The sequence below is a fragment of the Leptothoe spongobia TAU-MAC 1115 genome (assembly GCF_018739885.1).
Taxonomy (GTDB): domain Bacteria; phylum Cyanobacteriota; class Cyanobacteriia; order Phormidesmidales; family Phormidesmidaceae; genus Leptothoe; species Leptothoe spongobia.
This window is the reverse complement of record NZ_JADOES010000038.1, coordinates 1-19,091: the sequence shown is the minus strand read 5'-3', so window position 1 is coordinate 19,091 and position 19,091 is coordinate 1. Positions and strand designations below refer to the sequence as shown.

Genomic DNA, 19,091 nt, shown 5'->3' with positions numbered 1-19,091 from the left:
GGGGCATTGCATGCATGCTCCTAAAATTTCTAAAAATCTGTGCCATCTTGGAGCATGGGGAAACCTGTGTTCGTGACCTAATACATCTCCAGATCGTTACTTTGGGTGGCAATTATGCCTGATTACGCAACGGTAGAGGCGACGGCCTACGATTTGATTGTGATTGGTGGTGGTATCAATGGCGTGGCCGTAGCCCGTGATGGTACGCTGCGTGGTTTAAAGACTATTTTGATTGAGAAGAGCGACTTTGGTAGCGGCACCACCAGTTGGTCAAGTCGTTTGATTCATGGTGGTTTGCGCTACCTGGAATATTTTGAGTTTAATTTGGTCCGTGAGTCTCTGCGAGAACGGGAGATTTTACTGCGAACGGCTCCCCATCTGGTGAAGCCGATTCAGATGACGATTCCGATCTATGCTCAGGGATCTCGCAGTTATTGGGAAATCCAGGCTGGGATGATGCTCTATGATTTGCTGAGCTCTGGCAAAAGCTTGCCTAATCACCGGATGCTGGGGGGCAAGAAGATGCAACAGTTATTTCGCTCAGTGGAGCCGGATGGCTGCTGTGGTGCGGCGCAATACTATGACGCTCAGGTGGAATACGCTGAGCGTCTGTGTTTAGAGATTGTGCTGTCGGCTCAGGAGGCAGGGGCGACCATGCTGAGCTATGTGACGGTGACCCAATTGCAGCGTAGCGGTAACCGAGTTTCGTCGTTGGTGTGTCGTGATAGCGAAACCGGTGAAGCGTTTACGATACATGGCCATGACCAGACGGTGGTGATCAATACCGCTGGCCCTTGGGTGGATAAGGTTTGTCGTAGTGGGATTCAGGGGAATGCCCCTGCCCCTGTGGGAAAAACTCGTAAAATCGGTGGTACACGGGGCAGTCATATTATTGTCGATAAGTTTCCTGGAGCACCAGATGAGGCGCTCTATGTGGAGGCGTTGACTGATGGTAGACCCTTCTTTATTCTGCCGTGGCTGGGTCGATGTCTGATTGGCACTACGGATATTCGCTTTGATGGGGACTTAGATAAAGTCCATGCCAGTAATGAGGAGATTGATTACTTAATAAATGAAACAAACCGAGTCATTCCCACGGCTCAGCTGACACGAGAATCGGTGAAGTTTACCTATGCTGGTGTGCGGCCCTTGCCTTATAGCGAGGGTAAGAAGACTAGTAGCATTACTCGTAGTCATGTGTTGTATGACCACACATCTGAATCTGTGGAGAATATGGTGTCCTTGATTGGCGGCAAGCTCACCACCCATCGTCAAGTGGGTGAGGAGATGGTGAATGCAGCGCTGAAAAAGCAAAAAAAACCTCGAAGTCATTCGGCTACTCGACAAGCGCCGTTGCCGGGAGCTATTTCGACTAGCGAAGCTAAGGACTTGATGACAACGGCCAACCGAGATGTGGTGGCCCACTTGCTATCGATTTATGGTGCACGCACTCCCTTCGTCTTGGCCATCGTTGAGGAATTTCCTGAACTATGCGAACCGATTGTGGTGGGGCAGCCTGATATTAAGGCCCAAATTGTTTATAGTATTCGGGCTGAGCTGGCCCGGACCTATGTGGATATTTGTCGGCGACGGACGGCTGTGTCCATGCGTGGCAACTATGGGTTTGATGCGTTACCGGTGGTGGCCGATGTGCTACAGCGCTATTGCGGTTGGTCTGAAGAACGATGCGATCGCAATCTGATCGACTACTACACTTTTATGCGCGACAACTGCATTCCTGAGTATCAGTTGGAACAATATCAGCCTCCCGTCGCGGCGTCAGTGGCTTAGGCTAAGTATGAGTTTTGGGTTGATCTCCTAACTCAAAACTCAAAAATTAAAATTTTAAAACTATCTAGAACCTTTGCTAAGGGGACATTTTCTTGTGATTACCTCATCTGCACCATCTGAAACTCCGATAGTTCCGTTATCAGAAGCCCTGAAGCAAATGGCACGGGTGACGGTGTTGGGCTCCGGTGCGTGGGGAACGGCCCTGGCAAGGCTAGCTTTGACGAATGGTAATCAGGTGCAAATTTGGTCGCGACGAGGTCCCTCGGATTTGGCGACGGCGGTGGCCGATGCCGATATTGTGGTGTCGGCAATTTCTATGAAAGGGGTGGCGGCTCTGGCTGGTCAGTTGCAGGCAGCCAATCTGAAGTCGTCAACAATTTTGGTGACAGCGACTAAGGGGTTGGATCCTGAGACTACACGTACCCCGTCAAAGATTTTTCGCGATACCTTTCCTGATAATCCGATTGTGGTGCTGTCTGGTCCTAACCTGTCTAAGGAAATTGAAGCCCAGCTGCCTGCGGCCACTGTTGTTGCGAGTACCGATGTGGATGCGTTGACCCGAGTGCAGCAGGTATATGCGTCAGAGACGTTTCGGATTTATACCAGTCCAGATCCAGTGGGGGCAGAGCTGGGGGGAACTTTGAAGAATGTGGTTGCGATCGCAGTCGGTGTTTGTGATGGTCTCAAGCTCGGTTCCAATGCCAAGGCAGCTCTAATTACTCGCGCAATTCCTGAAATGCTGCGAGTGGGTGTACATATGGGTGCCCAGATTGAAACCTTTTATGGTCTCTCAGGTCTAGGAGATCTTCTGGCTACCTGTGACGGGACACTGAGTCGTAACTATCGAGTGGGTTACGGGTTAGCTCATGGCAAAAAACTAGATCAGATTTTAGATGAGCTGGGCAGCACTGCTGAAGGTGTAAACACTACCCATGTACTGATTGACATGGCAAACCGTGAAGGCATTCCGGTCCCCATTGCCCGCCAGGTACATCGTTTACTACGCGGTGTGATCACTCCCCAAGAAGCCGTTGAAGGTCTCATGGAGCGTGAACTAAAGCCAGAAGCCTGTGATTTGAATGCGAGGAATTAACGACTGTAGGTTTTCATAGACTTTTCTCGATAGTCATAGAGCCGTTGTAAATATCGCCGTTTTGGTGAGGCTATTTCCTCATCACTAGTCGATTCGGATGTACCGTCTGTATTGTCCAAAGTAGATTCACTAGTAGATTCACTTGCCGATTCGGTAGTGACTGTATTCGCATGATCATCCGTTGCTTGGGACGTTGGCTCGGATTGAGGGGTGGCAGTCGTATGTGTGGGTAAGTCCGAATTATTTTCGAAGGACTTGGCAGGATCAATGGCCTCAGATTTTTCCTCATCAACTGTTGGAGCCGAGTTTTCTACCGACTCTTCTATCGGTATTTCTTGAGTTGCCATATCATCGAGGCTGTTTGGAGCTTCAACGTTTTTAGCCTCTGAATGTTCAGTTGCTGATGAGTCAGTGTCTAAGGTTGGTGGCTGCTCGGTGGGGAGGATATTCTCAGTAGCGTAGTCATCATCCTTAAGATCTTTTTCTAACGATTCCCTGGCTGTATTAGATAGTTCTATCTGAAGGGATTGAGGTTCTGTAACGTCAGATTCAGGAGCTTCAGATTCAGGAGCTTCAGGTTCAGGAGCTTCAGGTTCAGGCACGTCAGATTCAGGCACGTCAGATTCAGGCACGCCGATAGGTGTGACGTTAGTTTCTAAATCAGTTTCGAGTTTTTCACCTTCATTGATCTCTGGGGGCATGGGTGTTTCAGTGCCCGACGGTTCAATCACGGGTGGTTCAATCACGGGTGGTTCATAGGTAGGATCGATAATGCGGCCCACCTCTTCCAGGGTTAGTTCCCCCCGTACGATTTTTGTCAGCGTGTCATCCAGAGCTGGATCATATTCAATTAAGCGAACGGTGTTATTAAAAACACCTGGGATGGGCTTGCCCTCATCATCAATCAGGGCGAGTTGCAACCAGTTCTGCCCTGGTTTTAGTCCCTCTATATATATAGGTTGCCAATCCTTCAGCGTCAGACTATCGCCGTTGAGAGTGTAGCGTACCTGCCAATCTGAAATCGCTGGGTTGTCTTGAGCAACCTGATGTAAGGGAGCATCAGTTAAATAAAAGTCTAGTAAAACGGGCTCAGCACCATAGGTACCGATGGGAGCACCATAGGTAAGCAAGGGCTCGTTCACTGTTGGAGAGTTTTCATCAGTTTTAGCAAAGATGTGGAAGGTTACCTGGTCATAGGCACCTTCGTTTTTGAAGCTTTCATACCAGGGACGTGCCGCAAAGACCCTCAAGGTATGAGTACCTGGGGAAAGATGCTCAAGAATCAGGGGCTGATCGATGTCGTAGATCGAGCCAAAGGGCTGATTATCGAGGAGGACCTCTACATGGGGACCCATCCCCCAGGTTTCATCCTTATATATAGGTAAATCTTGTACGCGCAGAACGACCTTAACCGTGGTGGTGTCCAAAACTTGATCGGCTCTGGGTTGGTGTATTTGGACTTGAGGGGCGTAGGTCTCTAGCCAGGGCTCAAATTCTTTAATTAAAGCCGGTGGCTCTACCTGTTTGAGCTTGGGACGGGGAGTAAATAACGACGGATTAGAGGGCTCGCTGGTGGCTGATGATGAGTTGTCCGTCTGAGGCGATCCACCACAACTAGCAATAAATAGCAGGATTGCTATTAAGACCAGCAGTTGAGTGAGTTTTGCTAAATACTGCTGTAGATGCCCCAAAACAGAAGCCAAAGTCATAATCAAGCTTTCTCGAACGGCGGTGATGTGCGGCTCCGTCAATATTAAATCGGACAGGGAGATGCTTCATCGATCCTAGCTGTCTGTGGGACAAGGATGATGAGTGGGATCGTCATCTGACACGATCAGGGGGAGAACAAGACTCAGTCTATTTACAAAAATACATGAATAGAAAAATAAGTTCATATCAACTCAATATGTTGAGTATTAGTAAGACCTATGGTGTTGATTAGGAAAAGAAGGTTGATTCTTTAGGGTTTTATGCGTGTTCTGTGACTTATTGCTAAATCAGTGCACCTCTATTGAGATTTGTTAATGATCAGCCTGTTCGGGATCGGTTTTGTGCAAACGACTACCTTGCGATCCTTATCCTATGAGGATTTCGGAGGTTGAATTATTGTTAACTCGACGCGGGATCGGTGAAGCGCCAAGTCTATAATGCTCAGGAGCAATCCTAATAAGTGGCGAGCTTAAACGTTTTTCCTGGGTTAACATCTCAGTGGAAAATGTTTGCAATTGTTTCATTAATGAAGCTTTTGCTAGTTCTAAATTTTTAGGCTGTTCGTTCTTTGTCTAGAGAGAGGAGAGTCTCCATGACAACTACCCCGCGGGAGCGGGAGGCAGCAGTCAAGGTGACAGTTGATGAAAATCCGGTACCTGTTTCTTTCGAGAAATGGGGTAAGCCGGGCCACTTCAGCCGTGCCTTGGCTAAGGGACCCAAAACCACTACTTGGATTTGGAACCTCCATGCCGACGCTCACGACTTTGATAGTCACACCAGTGACTTAGAGGACATTTCTCGTAAGATTTTTAGTGCTCACTTTGGTCATTTGGCCATTGTGTTCATTTGGCTGAGTGGCATGTATTACCATGGCGCTCGGTTCTCTAACTTTGAATCTTGGTTAGCAGATCCCGTTAATATTCATCCCAGTGCTCAGGTTGTTTGGCCGATCTTCGGTCAAGAAATCCTGAACGGTGAAGTAGGTGGTGGCTTCCAAGGTATTCAAATCACGTCTGGTTTATTCCAGATGTGGAGAGCAGCTGGCTACACCAACTCATTCCAGCTTTTGTGTACCGCCATCGGTGCATTGGTCATGGCTGGTTTGATGATTAATGCTGGTGTATTCCACTACCACATCAAAGCTCCAAAGCTTGATTGGTTCCAGAACGTGGAATCCATGCTCAACCACCACCTGGCTGGTTTGTTTGGTTTGGGTTCTCTGTCCTGGGCGGGGCACCTGATTCACGTATCTCTGCCTGTTAATACGCTTTTAGATTCCGGGGTGGCTCCACAGGATATTCCTTTGCCCCACGAGTATCTACTAGATAAGGCGTTTATGGCCGACCTGTTCCCGAGCTTTGCTCAGGGGATTACGCCATTCTTCACCCTAAATTGGGGTGCTTATGCTGACTTCTTGACCTTCAAGGGAGGTCTAAACCCAGTTACGGGTGGCCTTTGGATGACTGACATTGCTCACCACCACGTGGCGATCGCAGTGATGTTCATCTTTGCTGGCCATATGTACCGCACTAACTGGGGTATTGGTCACAGCATCAAGGAGATCCTAGAAGGTCAGAAGGGCGATCCGTTGCTCTTCCCTGCTAAGAATGGCCACGATGGCTTGTTTGAGTTCTTGACCACTTCCTGGCATGCTCAGCTCGCTATCAACCTGGCTATGGGTGGTTCGGTATGTATTATCGTGGCTCAGCATATGTATGCGATGCCTCCTTATCCATACCTAGCAACTGATTATCCAACTCAGCTGTGCCTGTTCACTCACCATATGTGGATTGGCGGCTTCATGATTGTGGGTGGTGCTGCTCACGCTGCGATCGCAATGGTTCGTGACTACGATCCGGCCATGCATGTCGACAACGTGCTCGACCGCGTTCTGCGCGCTCGTGATGCCATCATCTCTCACCTTAACTGGGTGTGTATTTTCCTAGGCTTCCATAGCTTCGGTCTATACATCCATAACGACACTATGCGTGCCTTGGGTCGTCCCCAGGACATGTTTTCTGATAGTGCAATTCAGCTTCAGCCTGTCTTTGCTCAATGGCTGCAGAACCTGCACACCCTAGCTGCTAGCGGTACCACAGCGCCTAACGCTATTGGTCCTACTAGTGTTGCTTTCGGTGGTGACATGGTTGCCGTTGGTGGCAAAGTGGCTATGATGCCGATTGCCCTTGGTACAGCTGACTTTATGGTGCATCACATTCATGCGTTCACCATTCACGTCACTGCCCTCATCCTGCTTAAGGGTGTGCTGTATGCCCGTAGTTCTCGCCTCATCCCTGATAAGAGCGAGTTGGGTTTCCGCTTCCCTTGTGACGGCCCCGGTCGTGGTGGTACTTGCCAGGTATCTGGTTGGGACCACATTTTCCTAGGTCTGTTCTGGATGTACAACTCCCTATCCGTTGTTCTTTTCCACTTCAGTTGGAAGATGCAGTCGGATGTATGGGGAACGGTTTCCGGCGGTGCGGTGTCTCACCCGGCTGGTGGTAGTTTCGCAACTAGCGCTATTACCATTAACGGTTGGCTTCGTGACTTCCTGTGGGCTCAGGCTTCTCAGGTGATCAACTCCTATGGTTCGGCTCTGTCCGCCTATGGTTTGATGTTCCTGGCCGGTCACTTTGTTTGGGCATTTAGCCTGATGTTCCTCTTCAGTGGCCGTGGCTACTGGCAAGAGTTCATCGAGTCCATTGTTTGGGCTCATAACAAGCTCAAGGTTGCTCCTGCAATTCAGCCTCGCGCACTGAGTATTACTCAGGGTCGTGCGGTTGGTGTAGCTCACTACCTCCTCGGCGGTATTGTGGTGACCTGGGCGTTCTTCCATGCTCGAATTCTGTCGATAGGTTAGCGGGGAGGACTTACTAGAAAACTATGGCAACTAAATTTCCAAAATTTAGCCAAGACCTCGCACAAGATCCAACTACGCGTCGGATCTGGTACGGGATTGCCACCTCTCATGACTTTGAAAGCCACGATGGCATGACGGAGGAAAATCTTTATCAAAAGATTTTTGCTTCTCACTTTGGTCACCTGGCGATCATCTTCCTCTGGGTATCTGGCAACCTGTTTCATGTAGCTTGGCAAGGTAACTTTGAGCAGTGGATCCAAGATCCCCTCAACGTTAAGCCCATCGCCCATGCGATTTGGGACCCTCACTTTGGCCAGAATGCGGTGGATGCGTTCACCCAAGCTGGCTCTACTGGCCCCGTTAACGTAGCGTTCTCTGGGGTTTATCACTGGTGGTACACCATTGGTATGCGGACCAACGGCGACCTTTATTCGGCGTCCTTGTTCCTATTAGTGCTGTCGTCCATCTTCCTGCTTGCAGGTTGGTTGCACTTGCAGCCTAAGTTCCGTCCCAGCTTGTCCTGGTTCAAGAATGCTGAGTCTCGCCTAAACCACCACCTGGCTGGTTTGTTTGGTGTGAGCTCTTTGGCTTGGACCGGTCACCTGGTACACGTTGCAATTCCTGAGTCCCGTGGTGTTCATGTTGGTTGGGATAACTTCCTAACTGTTTCGCCTCACCCCGCAGGCTTAGCCCCCTTCTTCTCCGGAAACTGGGGTGTGTATGCTCAGAATCCTGACACTGTAAACCATGTGTTTGGTACGTCTGAGGGTGCAGGTACTGCAATCTTGACCTTCTTGGGCGGTTTCCATCCTCAGACTGAGTCTCTATGGCTCACTGATATGGCTCATCACCACCTAGCCATTGCGGTTGTCTTCATCATTGCTGGCCACATGTACCGGACTAACTTCGGTATTGGTCATAGCATCAAGGAGATCCTCAATGCTCACCAGCCTCCTAGCGGTGGTTTGGGTGACGGTCACAAGGGTATGTTTGACACGCTCAACAACTCCTTGCACTTCCAGCTAGGTCTAGCTTTGGCTTCCCTGGGTGTAGTAACTTCTCTAGTTGCTCAGCACATGTATGCGATGCCTCCTTATGCGTTTATCGCTAAGGATTACACCACCATGGCTGCGCTTTACACTCACCACCAGTACATTGCTGGCTTCCTGATGATGGGTGCCTTTGCCCACGGTGCGATCTTCTTGATTCGTGACTATGATCCTGCTGCGAATACTAACAATGTGTTGGCTCGTATCTTGGATCACAAAGAAGCGATCATCTCTCACCTAAGCTGGGTCACTCTGTTCCTCGGTTTCCATACCCTGGGTCTCTACGTACACAATGATGTTGTCGTTGCCTTTGGTAGTCCCGAGAAGCAAATCCTGGTTGAGCCTGTATTTGCCCAGTGGGTTCAGGCTGCCTCTGGTAAGGCCCTTTATGGCTTTGACGCGCTACTATCCAATGCTGACAGCATGGCCACTGGCGCTGCTAGCGGTATCTGGCTACCTGGTTGGTTCGAGGCCATCAACAGTGGTACTAACTCCCTGTTCTTGACCATTGGCCCTGGTGACTTCTTGGTTCACCATGCGATCGCTCTAGGTCTCCACACGACTACTCTTGTACTCGTGAAAGGTGCTCTAGATGCTCGTGGTTCTAAGCTGATGCCCGACAAGAAGGACTTCGGCTATAGCTTCCCTTGTGACGGCCCTGGTCGTGGCGGTACTTGCGACATCTCTGCATGGGATTCCTTCTACCTAGCCATGTTCTGGATGCTTAACACCATTGCGTGGTTGACCTTCTACTGGCACTGGAAGCATTTGGCTATCTGGTCTGGTAATGTGGCGCAGTTTAACAACAGCTCCACGCATCTGATGGGTTGGTTCCGTGATTATCTGTGGTTGAACTCTTCCCAGTTGATTAACGGGTATAACGCCTACGGCATGAATAACCTGGCGGTTTGGGCTTGGATGTTCCTCTTTGGACACCTGGTTTGGGCGACTGGTTTCATGTTCCTCATCTCCTGGAGAGGTTACTGGCAAGAGCTGATTGAGACCATCGTTTGGGCTCATGAGCGTACTCCTCTAGCTAATTTAATTAGCTGGAAGGATAAGCCAGTTGCTCTATCCATCGTTCAGGCTCGTGTAGTTGGTCTAGCTCACTTTACGGTAGGCTTTATCCTGACTTACGCTGCCTTCCTGATAGCATCGACGTCTGCCCGATTTGGTTAGCGTTTGATTGCTCCATTAGGAGAATGAAAAAAGCCCTTCAGCTCAGCCTGAAGGGCTTTTTGTTATGTTTATATTCTTTCTGCGTCTAATAGAAATCCTGGCTGATAGCGCCCGGTATCGAAGGGCATCCATAAGGGAGTGCCCCTACAGGATTTGTCTATTTTTAATCGGGTCTAATGAATTCGGATTTGGCATAATTCGAATGTCAGCTTAAATCACTTGCGCTCACCATGGGTGGGACAGGGGGGAGCCTTGATGCTGCGATTGAGCCAGCCCACCGCCTGTTCTAAGCGGGGTAAGGCTTCTTCTGGATTGTCATTGAGCAAATAGACTAGAGCTGCGGCCACCTGTTCTTTGGCACGTATTTGTCGGTTGGAATTAAGTCGGTGCCAATCTATGGGGCTAATGGCAAGTTGATTGGCCAATGCCTGAGCAAGCTCTAAAGACGGAGCTTCTTGCAGATTTAACGTTTCATTCCCAGCCGCCATTGTTTTATTTCCTACTATCTTTTGGGTCGATGGCCCGTGGGCATCGCGTTGGCCACGGGCCATCGAGTCGGCCACGGGCCATCGAGTTGGCCACGGGCCATCGAGTGATAAACCTATCGTTACAGGTTTATCCTGGAGGGTTCGTCCTGTACCTTAAGTTTATATCTACTGTATGACCTTGATCCTGTTATGAAATCGTCTCTACCCCTGACTGAGCAAGATCTATCCGACTTTGCCACAGCTTTGGAGGAAACTAATAAGGATTTCGATGCTTTACGTCAGCGCTATGAAGAGGTGCGCGATGCATTTTCTCAGCGGTCCCAGACCCAGGCAACGATAACCCAGGGACATTTACCTAAGGCAGAGCTAAAACGTTTAAAAAAGCAGATTGAAACCCTGGAAGCAACCTTAGAAAATCAGTTGATGTCTTGGAATAACCTCAAAGACCCATTTTGGCAGGTGCTGCGGTTTGTGGGATTGGGGTTGGTGTTGGGGTGGTTTCTGCGAGGGTGGTTTGGGGCATAAGGAGGAAGAAGAGGTTCTGGGTATCAGGTTTTTGACTGCGCTAAAGGATAAGGTAAGGGGGCAGGGGCGATAGCAGGGCATAGGTGGTAAGACCATGGTCAAAGGCTAGAATTTTATTGATATTTTGCTGATTTTATTGAATCTCGAATAAATGGGAGTAAATGGCTTGGCCTGCGCTAACTTATATAGAGTCAAAAATATGGACAGGCAATGACCACCCAGCGCATTAAGCACATCCTGAAATCTGGCAACCCTGGTGATACCGTTACGATCAAGGGTTGGGTTCGTACTAAGCGTGATTCGAAGGCGTTTAGCTTTTTGGATATTAATGACGGTTCCTCAATGACAGGCCTGCAGGTGATTGCGGATGCCAAGATCGATGGCTATAGCGATGCGATGAAGCGAATTACAACCGGTGCTTCGGTGGTTGTCGAGGGGACTTTGGCGGAGTCGCCGGGTAAGGGGCAGCGGGTGGAACTGCAGGCGAGTGGTCTTGAGGTGGTGGGGGAGTCGGATGCTGAAACTTACCCGCTGCAGAAGAAGCGACATTCGTTTGAATTTTTGAGGGAGTTGGGGCATTTGCGATCGCGCACCAACACCTTAGGTGCCGTTTTCCGTGTACGCAATGCCTGTGCCAATGCCATTCATGAGTTTTTCCAAAGCCGCGACTTTCTCTGGATCCATACCCCCATTCTCACTGCCAGTGACTGTGAAGGGGCCGGGGAAATGTTTACCGTCACCAGTATGAACCTGGATAAATTGCCTAAGGGCGATGATGGCAAGGTGGACTATGGTCGTGACTTTTTTGGTAAGCCCACGTACCTGACCGTGAGCGGCCAGCTCGAAGCTGAGATCATGGCCATGGCATTTGCAAATGTCTATACCTTTGGTCCCACCTTCCGGGCTGAGAACTCGAATACGTCTCGTCACCTGGCTGAGTTTTGGATGATGGAGCCAGAGATGGCCTTCTGTGATCTTGAAGGCAATATGGACTTAGCAGAAGAGTTTCTTAAGTTTGTTTTTAAGCGCGTATTAGAAGACTGTTCTGACGATATGGAATTCTTCAATAAGCGCATTGAGAAAACAGTTTTGGAAACGGCTGATAACATCATTAATAATGAATTTGAACGCATTACCTATACAGATGCCATCACGTTGTTAGAGAAATGCGATAAGAAATTTGAATACCCTGTTTCCTGGGGTTTAGACATGCAGTCGGAGCATGAACGTTATCTGGCAGAAGAGTATTTTAAAAAGCCAGTGATTGTGACGGATTATCCCACTGAGATTAAGGCGTTTTATATGCGTTTGAATGACGGTGGCAAGACGGTTGCGGCGATGGATGTGTTGGCTCCACGCATTGGAGAAATTATCGGTGGCTCTCAACGGGAAGAACGATTGAATGTGTTGGAAGAGCGCATTGCGGCAGCTGGATTACCGAAGGAAGACTACTGGTGGTATTTGGATCTGCGTCGCTATGGGACGGTACCCCATGCAGGCTTTGGTCTGGGATTTGAGCGACTGGTACAGTTTATGACCGGCATGGCGAATATTCGCGATGTGATACCGTTCCCTCGGACACCGGATAACGTTGAATTTTAGTGCGGTATCACCTGCATTATTAATTTGTTTTCACTAGAAATATAAGTATAAATCGTTACTGAGAGAGAATTCACTTGGCTTACGTGAATCAGATGGTAGTAGTTGTAGTTTCCACGTTGCATGGCATTTGAAGAAATGTCACAAAATACAGCGAGGGTTGCAAAAATGGCCATGGTACCCACTCGGGTAATGTGACCCGAGTGGGTGGTGCCTAGGATTTAGATATCAACTTATCTGAGGTCTTGTTATGACTGTTGCAACTGGCACTACAACTAATGGCGTCGTAAAGGATTATGCGTATTACGACAAGTATTACAACCATGCCTGTGAGGTCTGTGTTCCCATTGTTCTGAAGACGCCTATCTATATCGAACCCATTGTGATTGAAAAGGAAGCTAAATGTTTAGAGAAAAAGTATTAAGTAGACCCTGAGTAAGGGTTAAGGGATGTGCAAATAAATGATCTCTGCCGTTTGAAATGCTTGGCGATATCTGGTTCTCCTTACCAAGGCTACGGTGTATACACATCTAGTAATCTAGGCTAGAAAGTGATTCCAGAGACTGCATTTGCCCTCATCCTAAATCCTTCTCCCTAGGGGAGAAGGACTTTGAGGCTATTCCCTTTAAAGGGTTGGGGGATGTAGAGCTTGGCTCTTCTCGCAGAGTGGGATTTTATTTATGTGCGATCGCTTAATGACTGCTTAATGCCTTGAGCTATTTTCCAGTTCCTAGCAAATTACAAACTTTTTTGAATGTAGGTGATAAACATGGCTACTGAATCTGTCAAACTCGAATCTGCCCTGTATGACGAGTACTATAAGCGGGCTTGTGAGGTGTGTGCACCGATCAAATTAAAGGTGCCTGTTTATGTTGTTCCTGTTGTAATCGAGAAAAAGCCGCAGTGTATTGACAAAGGATATCACTAAGGTTCTCTTTTCCCCTATTGTCTGGTAGGAGCCCCTGCCAGACAATAGGGCGCTATCGTTATGTGGGCAAGGTTATGGATATTTCTCACGATTTTGAACGCTATCCTCATGGATGCGAAATTGTTATTCCAATTGTTTTGAAGATTCCGATCTATATCGAGCCTGTTGTTATAGAGAGAACAGCGGTATGTCATGGGAATTCCCATTCTGAAGTAGCCGGTCTTAAAAACCAGCTGTCAGAGGCTGGACCAGTGGCAATGACGAATGGTGTGCAGACTGTGGCTAACTTAACTATGGATAGCTCCGAGGTTGATTCGGTCAACCGAGCCTTGAATGTGTCTTTACAGACTATTTCTAAAGGCTGGCACTCTTTTAGTCATGCTATCCAGGATCTGTTTGAGACAGGCATGTCAGGTAGAGCACGATTTTTGCAGGAGTAAGGGATATTCTTGTTTCTTAGCTTCTACTACGACGATGGCGGGGGCTTCGATCTCGAGTATTTCGGGGGAGCGGGTGATGAGAAAATCACAGCGTCCGCTTAAACCTGCTGCTTCATCAACGTTAAATTCTTCGCCCGAGAAAAGGCTAATATGGCGATCGAGGTAACGGCGTACTTCTAGTAAGACAGGGTAAATGATGCCTTCGGATCGAGCTTTTTCGCTGCCTGATGTGGCGACGATGGGCAGGCTTTCTTGGAGGTATCCAGTCAGGATGTCTGATGGTGCCATGCCTTCTAGTTCTGGTAAAAATCGTTTGCCTTCTACGACGGTCAGGTCAAAGGCTTTTTTGACACTGCTGATGGTTTTGAATTGGTCGTAGGACATGGGTATCGACCATATTTATAGAACTATTCTATGCTTTATTCCTCGATTAGCTCTTTGCTTAAGTCAATAGTCGAATGTGCTTTGCTTCAATGATTTGTACTCAAGCTAAAGTATAAGAGAACGATGGCTAAAGCTACATCAAGCTAGACACTTTGATGACAACTACACATCTGTCTTGACGATCGGCAGTTAAGGAGTCAAAGTCCTCTACTAAGACAATATAAGACTCAGCCGTCAACACATCAGAGAAACAAGCAATAAAACCGGAGTCATTTCGAGTAATGGTTCCGTGAAGTCCAACTGCAATTTCTATGGCTTGCTCAAGTTCCGTCATTTAATCTCCCTGAATCCAGCAAGGTTCACAAATTTCCTAGCATTATTTGTATCATAATTAAACGATAACAAGTCGCTATTAGAATGATGGAACTGCCGGACATTCCCAGAGATTCACGTCATTACACTCTGAACAACCAGCAGCCATTAGTCTGTGAGGATGAGTCAACCTGGCGAGCTTTCATGAATGATGGGGCTAATTTGCTGGTCGCGCAAGATACGGTGGGCAAATTTACGGTAGTGACTGTATTCCTGGGTTTCAACTACGGCAATGTTGAACAACCTAGATTCTTTCAGACAACTTGTTTAGGAGCGGATAGCGAGAATCGTCCCCGTTATACGGCTACGTGGGAACGAGCGATTTTACAACACCGGGGGAAGGTGAAAGGCGCTCAAATGCTGAGCGATTTTGCGGCGGAGCAAGCGGCTGGGATTGATCGTTCGTTTAAGTTTGTTGATTGTAAGGTAATGCCTGGGGAACTCCAGTTCGTCCTGGAGTCAGAAGCGGAGGCTATGAGAGCACTGCCTGAAGATCAGGGTGATTGGCAGCGGCGAGGTCAGATTTTGGTCTTTAATCTTTCTTAGGTGGAGTTATTTGGATGGCTCAATAGCTATTTCAGGAAGGTGGACTAACCCAATGGACTGTAAGCCTTACCCAAACCATGCGTCAGCAATTCTACACCTCCTAGGCTAAAAACTTTGCATAGTAAGAATTTCAAGCGTTTCTTGATTAAGACCTCCCAGAAACCCATATAGAGCCATTTGGATTATGTGGGACTGAGGCAGGGGACATTGCCGAAGTTGGATAGTGTGCTGGGGCAGATTGGCTCAGTGGAGGCTTATCGAGATTTTGTTGAGGCGGCGGGAGGTGTGGATCCGGAGTTGCAGCGTTTGATGCTGGACTAGCTGCGCCGTCGCCGGGGGTTATTGCAAGATCCCCGGTTTCTAGAAAGTCCTGGGCTGTTGCGATATGGGATCCCTTGTAGAAACCGGGGATCTAAGCGAGAGGTATTGCGCAGCTAGCTTTCGAGACGTTTTTGGATCGCGCTGATGAGTTCTGCGAAGCCTGAATCGGTGTGGATCTCAGGCGTGAGAGTATTCATGTCTTTGAGGGTTTCGGTGAGGTCGGCGATGGTGGCGAGGATGTGGGTGTAGAGGTCGATGGAGTGCTGGATTTGATAGAAACCGAGGAGCTAGAGGCGGATCCATTTTTTGAGGACGCGCATGGGTTTGCCGCTTTTGGGATCGATCTGGGGTTTGCTCCAGGCTCCGGCTTCGGCAAAGCCGAGGCGATGGAGGATTTGGATGATAATGCTTAGGCCAGGGGTGGAGCCGATGATGGTGATGAGTACAGGTTCACGGGTGGGTTGGGGGGCTGGAGCGTTAGTAGGTGGTGGAGTGTAGGTTTCGGGAATGAATTCTTGCATGGGGATTAGAATTTTTGACACAAAAAGCTGTGCGCAAGGCACAAATGGCATTGCAAATGGGAAACTATGAAATTGAGCTGTGTCGTAGGTTATGCTGCGATGCAACTCAGTCAAGTATACCGTTCTATCTATGCTAGACGGTGTATACCAATCAGTATAGTATGGCGAGTCAAGATCAGCAAAATACTTTGATGGATTTACGCACGCGGGCGGGTTTAACGCGCCGTGAGGTGGCTAATGCGCTGGGGGTTACGGAAAAGACAATTTATGTGTGGGAGAAGAGTGCAAATTCGCCAAAGATGACGGTGGCACAAGTGCGGCAGTTGCTTGAGATTTTGGGCTGTACGTTGGATGAGCTGGTGGTGGCTGCGACCAAAGAGTCTGGTTCATAAATGGAATGTGATGACTGAGCCATCCCCTTCTAAAGAATCTGCTTTGAAACGTCGGCGTGAGGAGCTGGGGCTAAAGCAGCGGGATATTGCGATTGGGGTAAATGTGTCGATGCAGACGGTTAGTAATTGGGAGACGGGGCGGTATAAGGAGGCGAAGTTAACGTTGCCGCAGGTGAAGGCGTTATGTCGGGTGTTGCAATGGTCAATTGAGGAGTTGCCTAATGAGTTGGGTCCGGTGGAGTAAGCTTTGATTGATGCGTTACTTTTCTACAGTCGCTGTCGTTCTGCAATATCGATCAAATAGTGTAGTAGATGATCTGGACGATCAGTAATACCAAAAGCATAAGCTGGCGTACCTCGATCTCTTTCAACTGTTCCAGTGTAAAGAATAGTCCAGCGGTATAGATTTCTTTGATACATCTCATTTAAAAACTTTAAGCCAGCATCTTGATCTGAGCCTCGTTGAATATCAGATATTACAGCATCAATTTTTTTCCTGCTGAGGATATAAAGAGCTTGGTTTGTTGTTTTGACTTGCTCTATGGTTATACCAACATCTTTGAGCAATCGAACTTCATTAACATTGTTATCTGGATAATCATCTACCCACAGCACATGCATTCCTGCTAGGGCTCTTGCAGACCAAGCTGCCCGTCGAATAACTTGGGAACGATCGTTCTCACTAACATGAGCTTGCTGCTTCTCAATGGCTCTATCAAGTTTTGCCCTGGTAAAGGTAGCTTCAACTCCAAGTACTTTAAACCCACTCAACTTAGGAATAAGGTCATGCTTGATTTGTCTGTAAAACAATATACAGAGAATTACTACAAAAATGTACCACAAGAGACTTGGCAACAGTTTTATAAGTTCGACTGCAATACTCTCAGGCAAACCTATAAACTTGTTTGTACTACTAGATGATAAGGTGGTTGCCCCGACTAGAATTACGTTACGTAAGATAGCCATACCAAAAATTCAGGAAGCAGAACAGATGTTTGAAATGAAAAGGATTTAGGGTATAAGCCAAAAACATTACGGATTATTGAGTTAATGGAGAGTTATATATTGAAAAGTCAGATGACTGCTAAAAAGTAGAAGTTTAAGAAATTAGATCTCAGCCTTCTCTGATATATATTCCTAAATATGAAGGGATTATCAAAACCTGAAGTCTCTAAAACATTGTTCTAAAACCCTAGCAAGGATTAGGTGACTCTCACTTGCTAATGGAAGACTTTCTATTAAACTAAAAATCGTATTCCGTTTCTTCTGTTTCTCCGAATAAGAACTGTTGACAACAAGAGCTTCACTTACTATTAGGAGAACACTAAAAATATCAGGCTCTGCCGGATGAAATGGAACAGCCAATCTTTTCCAATGATACCTATTCTTCATAGTCTGTTTAACAGCTCGATTATAGCTTTCTAAGAATGGAAGTAAACACTCTTTAATGGAATTTTCCTTTGAGTAGTTATTTTTCATTTGTGTCCTTAAGGCATCTGCTAAATCTAGATAGCTTCCTATCTGTATACCTAGTACTCCAATAGGATAAGAACGATAAGTTTCAAGATTCTCTCGTATAAGATCCCATGATCGAGATGACAAGCCTGTTTTTTTTTTCTGGTAAGAATACTTTTTTTCTTTCTGGTAAGAATAGGAATAGAACAATAGCGGATAAACAGCTTGTGGGGGGACTTGATACGAGGTATCATCTAAGTTAGTTAAGTTCTGCCCATAGTCTATATCTGTCAGGAAAGCAGAAACTTCCATATCAAAAGCTGACATCATGAAAGCATAGAGCATCTTAGACCTTGCGTAGCTTTCTGCTGCACAATAGAAATACTTTCTAAAAGTTGAATGATTGCCAATTAAGAGACTGTGTGCAGCCGCACGACGAAAATTACTAGCTGCAATAGTACTAGCTTGCTTCTTTGCATCTTCTTGCAGGATGATATCTTTGGATGCAACCTTATTCTTATAAACAAAACCCAGGTTTTTGCAGATCTGAACTTCTGCATCTAATATTTCAGAGTCTATTCCCAGATCTCTAATCCATGCAGGAATCCTTTTCATCTTGCGTTACTTCTCTAAGACAATACTTCTCTAATATTTTGATAATTTTCGGGAGGTAGATAGAAGTTTCTATTATAGACGACTCTACCAGCTTCAGGCATTATTCCATTTTCAAGGTCTTGCATAAAGTCCCCTATCGACCAGAACTCAAACCTTTCAATCTGAGCTGAAGGTATATAAATCTTTGCAGTTATTTCTCCTTCGGGTTGAAACGGAGAAAACCCAGTATAAATATTAAGCTCCCTTAATTCTTCCGCAAAAAAACCATGTCTAATAGATTGTCTACCAATAACAAAAACGTAACAGTAAAATAGATAACCATCATGCCGCCAGTGATCAGTTGCGAAGCGAAGTGCTTCAAGCCATGCAGGCGTTAAAAGATTTGACCTTGCAGCAGTATCACGTTCAATAGTGCCAGCAGTTGTTGAGATAAATGGTGTACCTTCCTGAAATGGTCGCCCTGCCCTATTAGGATCCGCATCCTCGTACCTATTCTGATGCCAAAATAGATTGCGCTCTGTCAGTCTTAAAGGAATTTCATATGCTGGCAAACTGCCTACCCTTCTCCACCAGTTACACTGAATCCCCAAATCTAAGATATTCTGAGCTTCCACATCACTAATTCCACCAATGCCTTTTATAACTTTCTGAATAATCATACTCAACTATTTTTTTGAAAGCTTCCACCTATTTCTAGCTTTCAAACTTCATCTCAAATCCTTAAAATTCCTGAAATTTAGAGCAATTATAGGAGTTACGCATTGACAAAAGTCCATCAATAGTATCAGGCAAAGGTAGCTTCTGTTGCATGGTCCAGAATAAA

At 47.1% G+C, this 19,091-nt stretch carries 19 protein-coding genes and 1 pseudogene; 12 read left to right on the top strand and 8 right to left on the bottom strand.

Annotated elements, in window-relative coordinates:
* Nucleotides 1-114 precede the first annotated feature (114 nt).
* Nucleotides 115-1,791 carry a glycerol-3-phosphate dehydrogenase/oxidase gene (locus IXB50_RS16930; protein WP_215610168.1) on the top strand — a complete coding sequence of 559 codons (1,677 nt, stop codon included), beginning with the start codon at nt 115-117 and terminating at the stop codon, nt 1,789-1,791.
* Nucleotides 1,792-1,948: 157 nt separating this feature from the next.
* Complete coding sequence (locus IXB50_RS16925) at nt 1,949-2,884, top strand: NAD(P)H-dependent glycerol-3-phosphate dehydrogenase (protein ID WP_215610197.1); 936 nt, start codon at nt 1,949-1,951, stop codon at nt 2,882-2,884.
* Here the strand turns inward: IXB50_RS16925 and IXB50_RS16920 are convergent.
* Nucleotides 2,881-4,593, bottom strand: coding sequence for an MSCRAMM family adhesin (locus IXB50_RS16920; protein WP_215610167.1), 1,713 nt, complete (start codon nt 4,591-4,593; stop codon nt 2,881-2,883). The genes IXB50_RS16925 and IXB50_RS16920 overlap by 4 nt on opposite strands.
* Nucleotides 4,594-5,186: 593 nt before the next feature.
* Between IXB50_RS16920 and psaA the strand changes: the two genes are divergently transcribed.
* Together psaA and psaB are read left to right on the top strand one after the other, a co-directional pair.
* Nucleotides 5,187-7,454 (top strand): photosystem I core protein PsaA, encoded by a 2,268-nt coding sequence (gene psaA, locus IXB50_RS16915; protein WP_215610166.1) that lies wholly within the window; start codon nt 5,187-5,189, stop codon nt 7,452-7,454.
* 23 nt (nt 7,455-7,477) lie between these two features.
* Nucleotides 7,478-9,682, top strand: a complete 2,205-nt coding sequence (gene psaB, locus IXB50_RS16910; protein WP_215610165.1) for a photosystem I core protein PsaB — start codon at nt 7,478-7,480, stop codon at nt 9,680-9,682.
* A 215-nt stretch (nt 9,683-9,897) separates the two neighbouring features.
* Here psaB and IXB50_RS16905 read toward each other — a convergent pair whose 3' ends face one another.
* Nucleotides 9,898-10,170, bottom strand: a complete 273-nt coding sequence (locus IXB50_RS16905; RefSeq protein WP_215610196.1) for a DUF6439 family protein — start codon at nt 10,168-10,170, stop codon at nt 9,898-9,900.
* A 189-nt stretch (nt 10,171-10,359) separates the two neighbouring features.
* On the opposite strand from IXB50_RS16905, the gene IXB50_RS16900 reads away from it, so the two are divergent.
* The 5 genes from IXB50_RS16900 to IXB50_RS16880 all read left to right on the top strand — a co-directional run bounded on the left by IXB50_RS16900 (nt 10,360) and on the right by IXB50_RS16880 (nt 13,662).
* A complete protein-coding gene (locus IXB50_RS16900; protein WP_215610164.1) occupies nt 10,360-10,695 on the top strand; it encodes a hypothetical protein in 336 nt (111 codons plus the stop codon).
* Between the two features lie 210 nt (nt 10,696-10,905).
* Nucleotides 10,906-12,297 carry an asparagine--tRNA ligase gene (asnS, locus tag IXB50_RS16895; protein ID WP_215610163.1) on the top strand — a complete coding sequence of 464 codons (1,392 nt, stop codon included), beginning with the start codon at nt 10,906-10,908 and terminating at the stop codon, nt 12,295-12,297.
* Nucleotides 12,298-12,544: 247 nt separating this feature from the next.
* Nucleotides 12,545-12,718, top strand: a complete 174-nt coding sequence (locus IXB50_RS16890) for a hypothetical protein (RefSeq protein WP_215610162.1) — start codon at nt 12,545-12,547, stop codon at nt 12,716-12,718.
* A gap of 345 nt (nt 12,719-13,063) precedes the next feature.
* Nucleotides 13,064-13,222, top strand: coding sequence for a hypothetical protein (locus tag IXB50_RS16885; protein ID WP_215610199.1), 159 nt, complete (start codon nt 13,064-13,066; stop codon nt 13,220-13,222).
* Nucleotides 13,223-13,296: 74 nt separating this feature from the next.
* Entirely contained in the window at nt 13,297-13,662 is a 366-nt protein-coding gene (locus tag IXB50_RS16880; protein WP_215610161.1) for a hypothetical protein, read from the top strand.
* 6 nt (nt 13,663-13,668) lie between these two features.
* On the opposite strand, the pseudogene IXB50_RS16875 reads toward IXB50_RS16880, so the two are convergent.
* Both IXB50_RS16875 and IXB50_RS16870 read right to left on the bottom strand, forming a co-directional pair.
* Nucleotides 13,669-14,046 (bottom strand): annotated as a pseudogene (locus tag IXB50_RS16875) (hypothetical protein); the annotation flags it as partial.
* A 133-nt stretch (nt 14,047-14,179) separates the two neighbouring features.
* Nucleotides 14,180-14,380, bottom strand: coding sequence for a hypothetical protein (locus IXB50_RS16870; RefSeq protein WP_215610159.1), 201 nt, complete (start codon nt 14,378-14,380; stop codon nt 14,180-14,182).
* An 83-nt stretch (nt 14,381-14,463) separates the two neighbouring features.
* Between IXB50_RS16870 and IXB50_RS16865 the strand changes: the two genes are divergently transcribed.
* Nucleotides 14,464-14,964, top strand: coding sequence for a hypothetical protein (locus IXB50_RS16865; protein WP_215610158.1), 501 nt, complete (start codon nt 14,464-14,466; stop codon nt 14,962-14,964).
* A 608-nt stretch (nt 14,965-15,572) separates the two neighbouring features.
* On the opposite strand, the gene IXB50_RS16860 is transcribed toward IXB50_RS16865, so the two are convergent.
* Nucleotides 15,573-15,806 carry a hypothetical protein gene (locus tag IXB50_RS16860; protein WP_215610157.1) on the bottom strand — a complete coding sequence of 78 codons (234 nt, stop codon included), beginning with the start codon at nt 15,804-15,806 and terminating at the stop codon, nt 15,573-15,575.
* A gap of 161 nt (nt 15,807-15,967) precedes the next feature.
* Between IXB50_RS16860 and IXB50_RS16855 the strand changes: the two genes are divergently transcribed.
* Both IXB50_RS16855 and IXB50_RS16850 read left to right on the top strand, forming a co-directional pair.
* Nucleotides 15,968-16,198 carry a helix-turn-helix transcriptional regulator gene (locus tag IXB50_RS16855; RefSeq protein WP_215610156.1) on the top strand — a complete coding sequence of 77 codons (231 nt, stop codon included), beginning with the start codon at nt 15,968-15,970 and terminating at the stop codon, nt 16,196-16,198.
* A 10-nt stretch (nt 16,199-16,208) separates the two neighbouring features.
* Nucleotides 16,209-16,442: a helix-turn-helix transcriptional regulator gene (locus IXB50_RS16850; protein WP_215610155.1), complete on the top strand. Its 234-nt coding sequence runs from the start codon at nt 16,209-16,211 to the stop codon at nt 16,440-16,442.
* A gap of 23 nt (nt 16,443-16,465) precedes the next feature.
* Here the strand turns inward: IXB50_RS16850 and IXB50_RS16845 are convergent, their stop codons facing one another.
* From IXB50_RS16845 to IXB50_RS16835, 3 genes are all read right to left on the bottom strand, one after another.
* Nucleotides 16,466-17,164: a DNA-binding transcriptional response regulator gene (locus tag IXB50_RS16845; protein ID WP_215610154.1), complete on the bottom strand. Its 699-nt coding sequence runs from the start codon at nt 17,162-17,164 to the stop codon at nt 16,466-16,468.
* 189 nt (nt 17,165-17,353) lie between these two features.
* Nucleotides 17,354-18,268, bottom strand: coding sequence for a hypothetical protein (locus tag IXB50_RS16840; RefSeq protein WP_215610153.1), 915 nt, complete (start codon nt 18,266-18,268; stop codon nt 17,354-17,356).
* Nucleotides 18,269-18,282: 14 nt separating this feature from the next.
* Nucleotides 18,283-18,927: a hypothetical protein gene (locus IXB50_RS16835; protein ID WP_215610152.1), complete on the bottom strand. Its 645-nt coding sequence runs from the start codon at nt 18,925-18,927 to the stop codon at nt 18,283-18,285.
* Nucleotides 18,928-19,091: the final 164 nt, after the last annotated feature.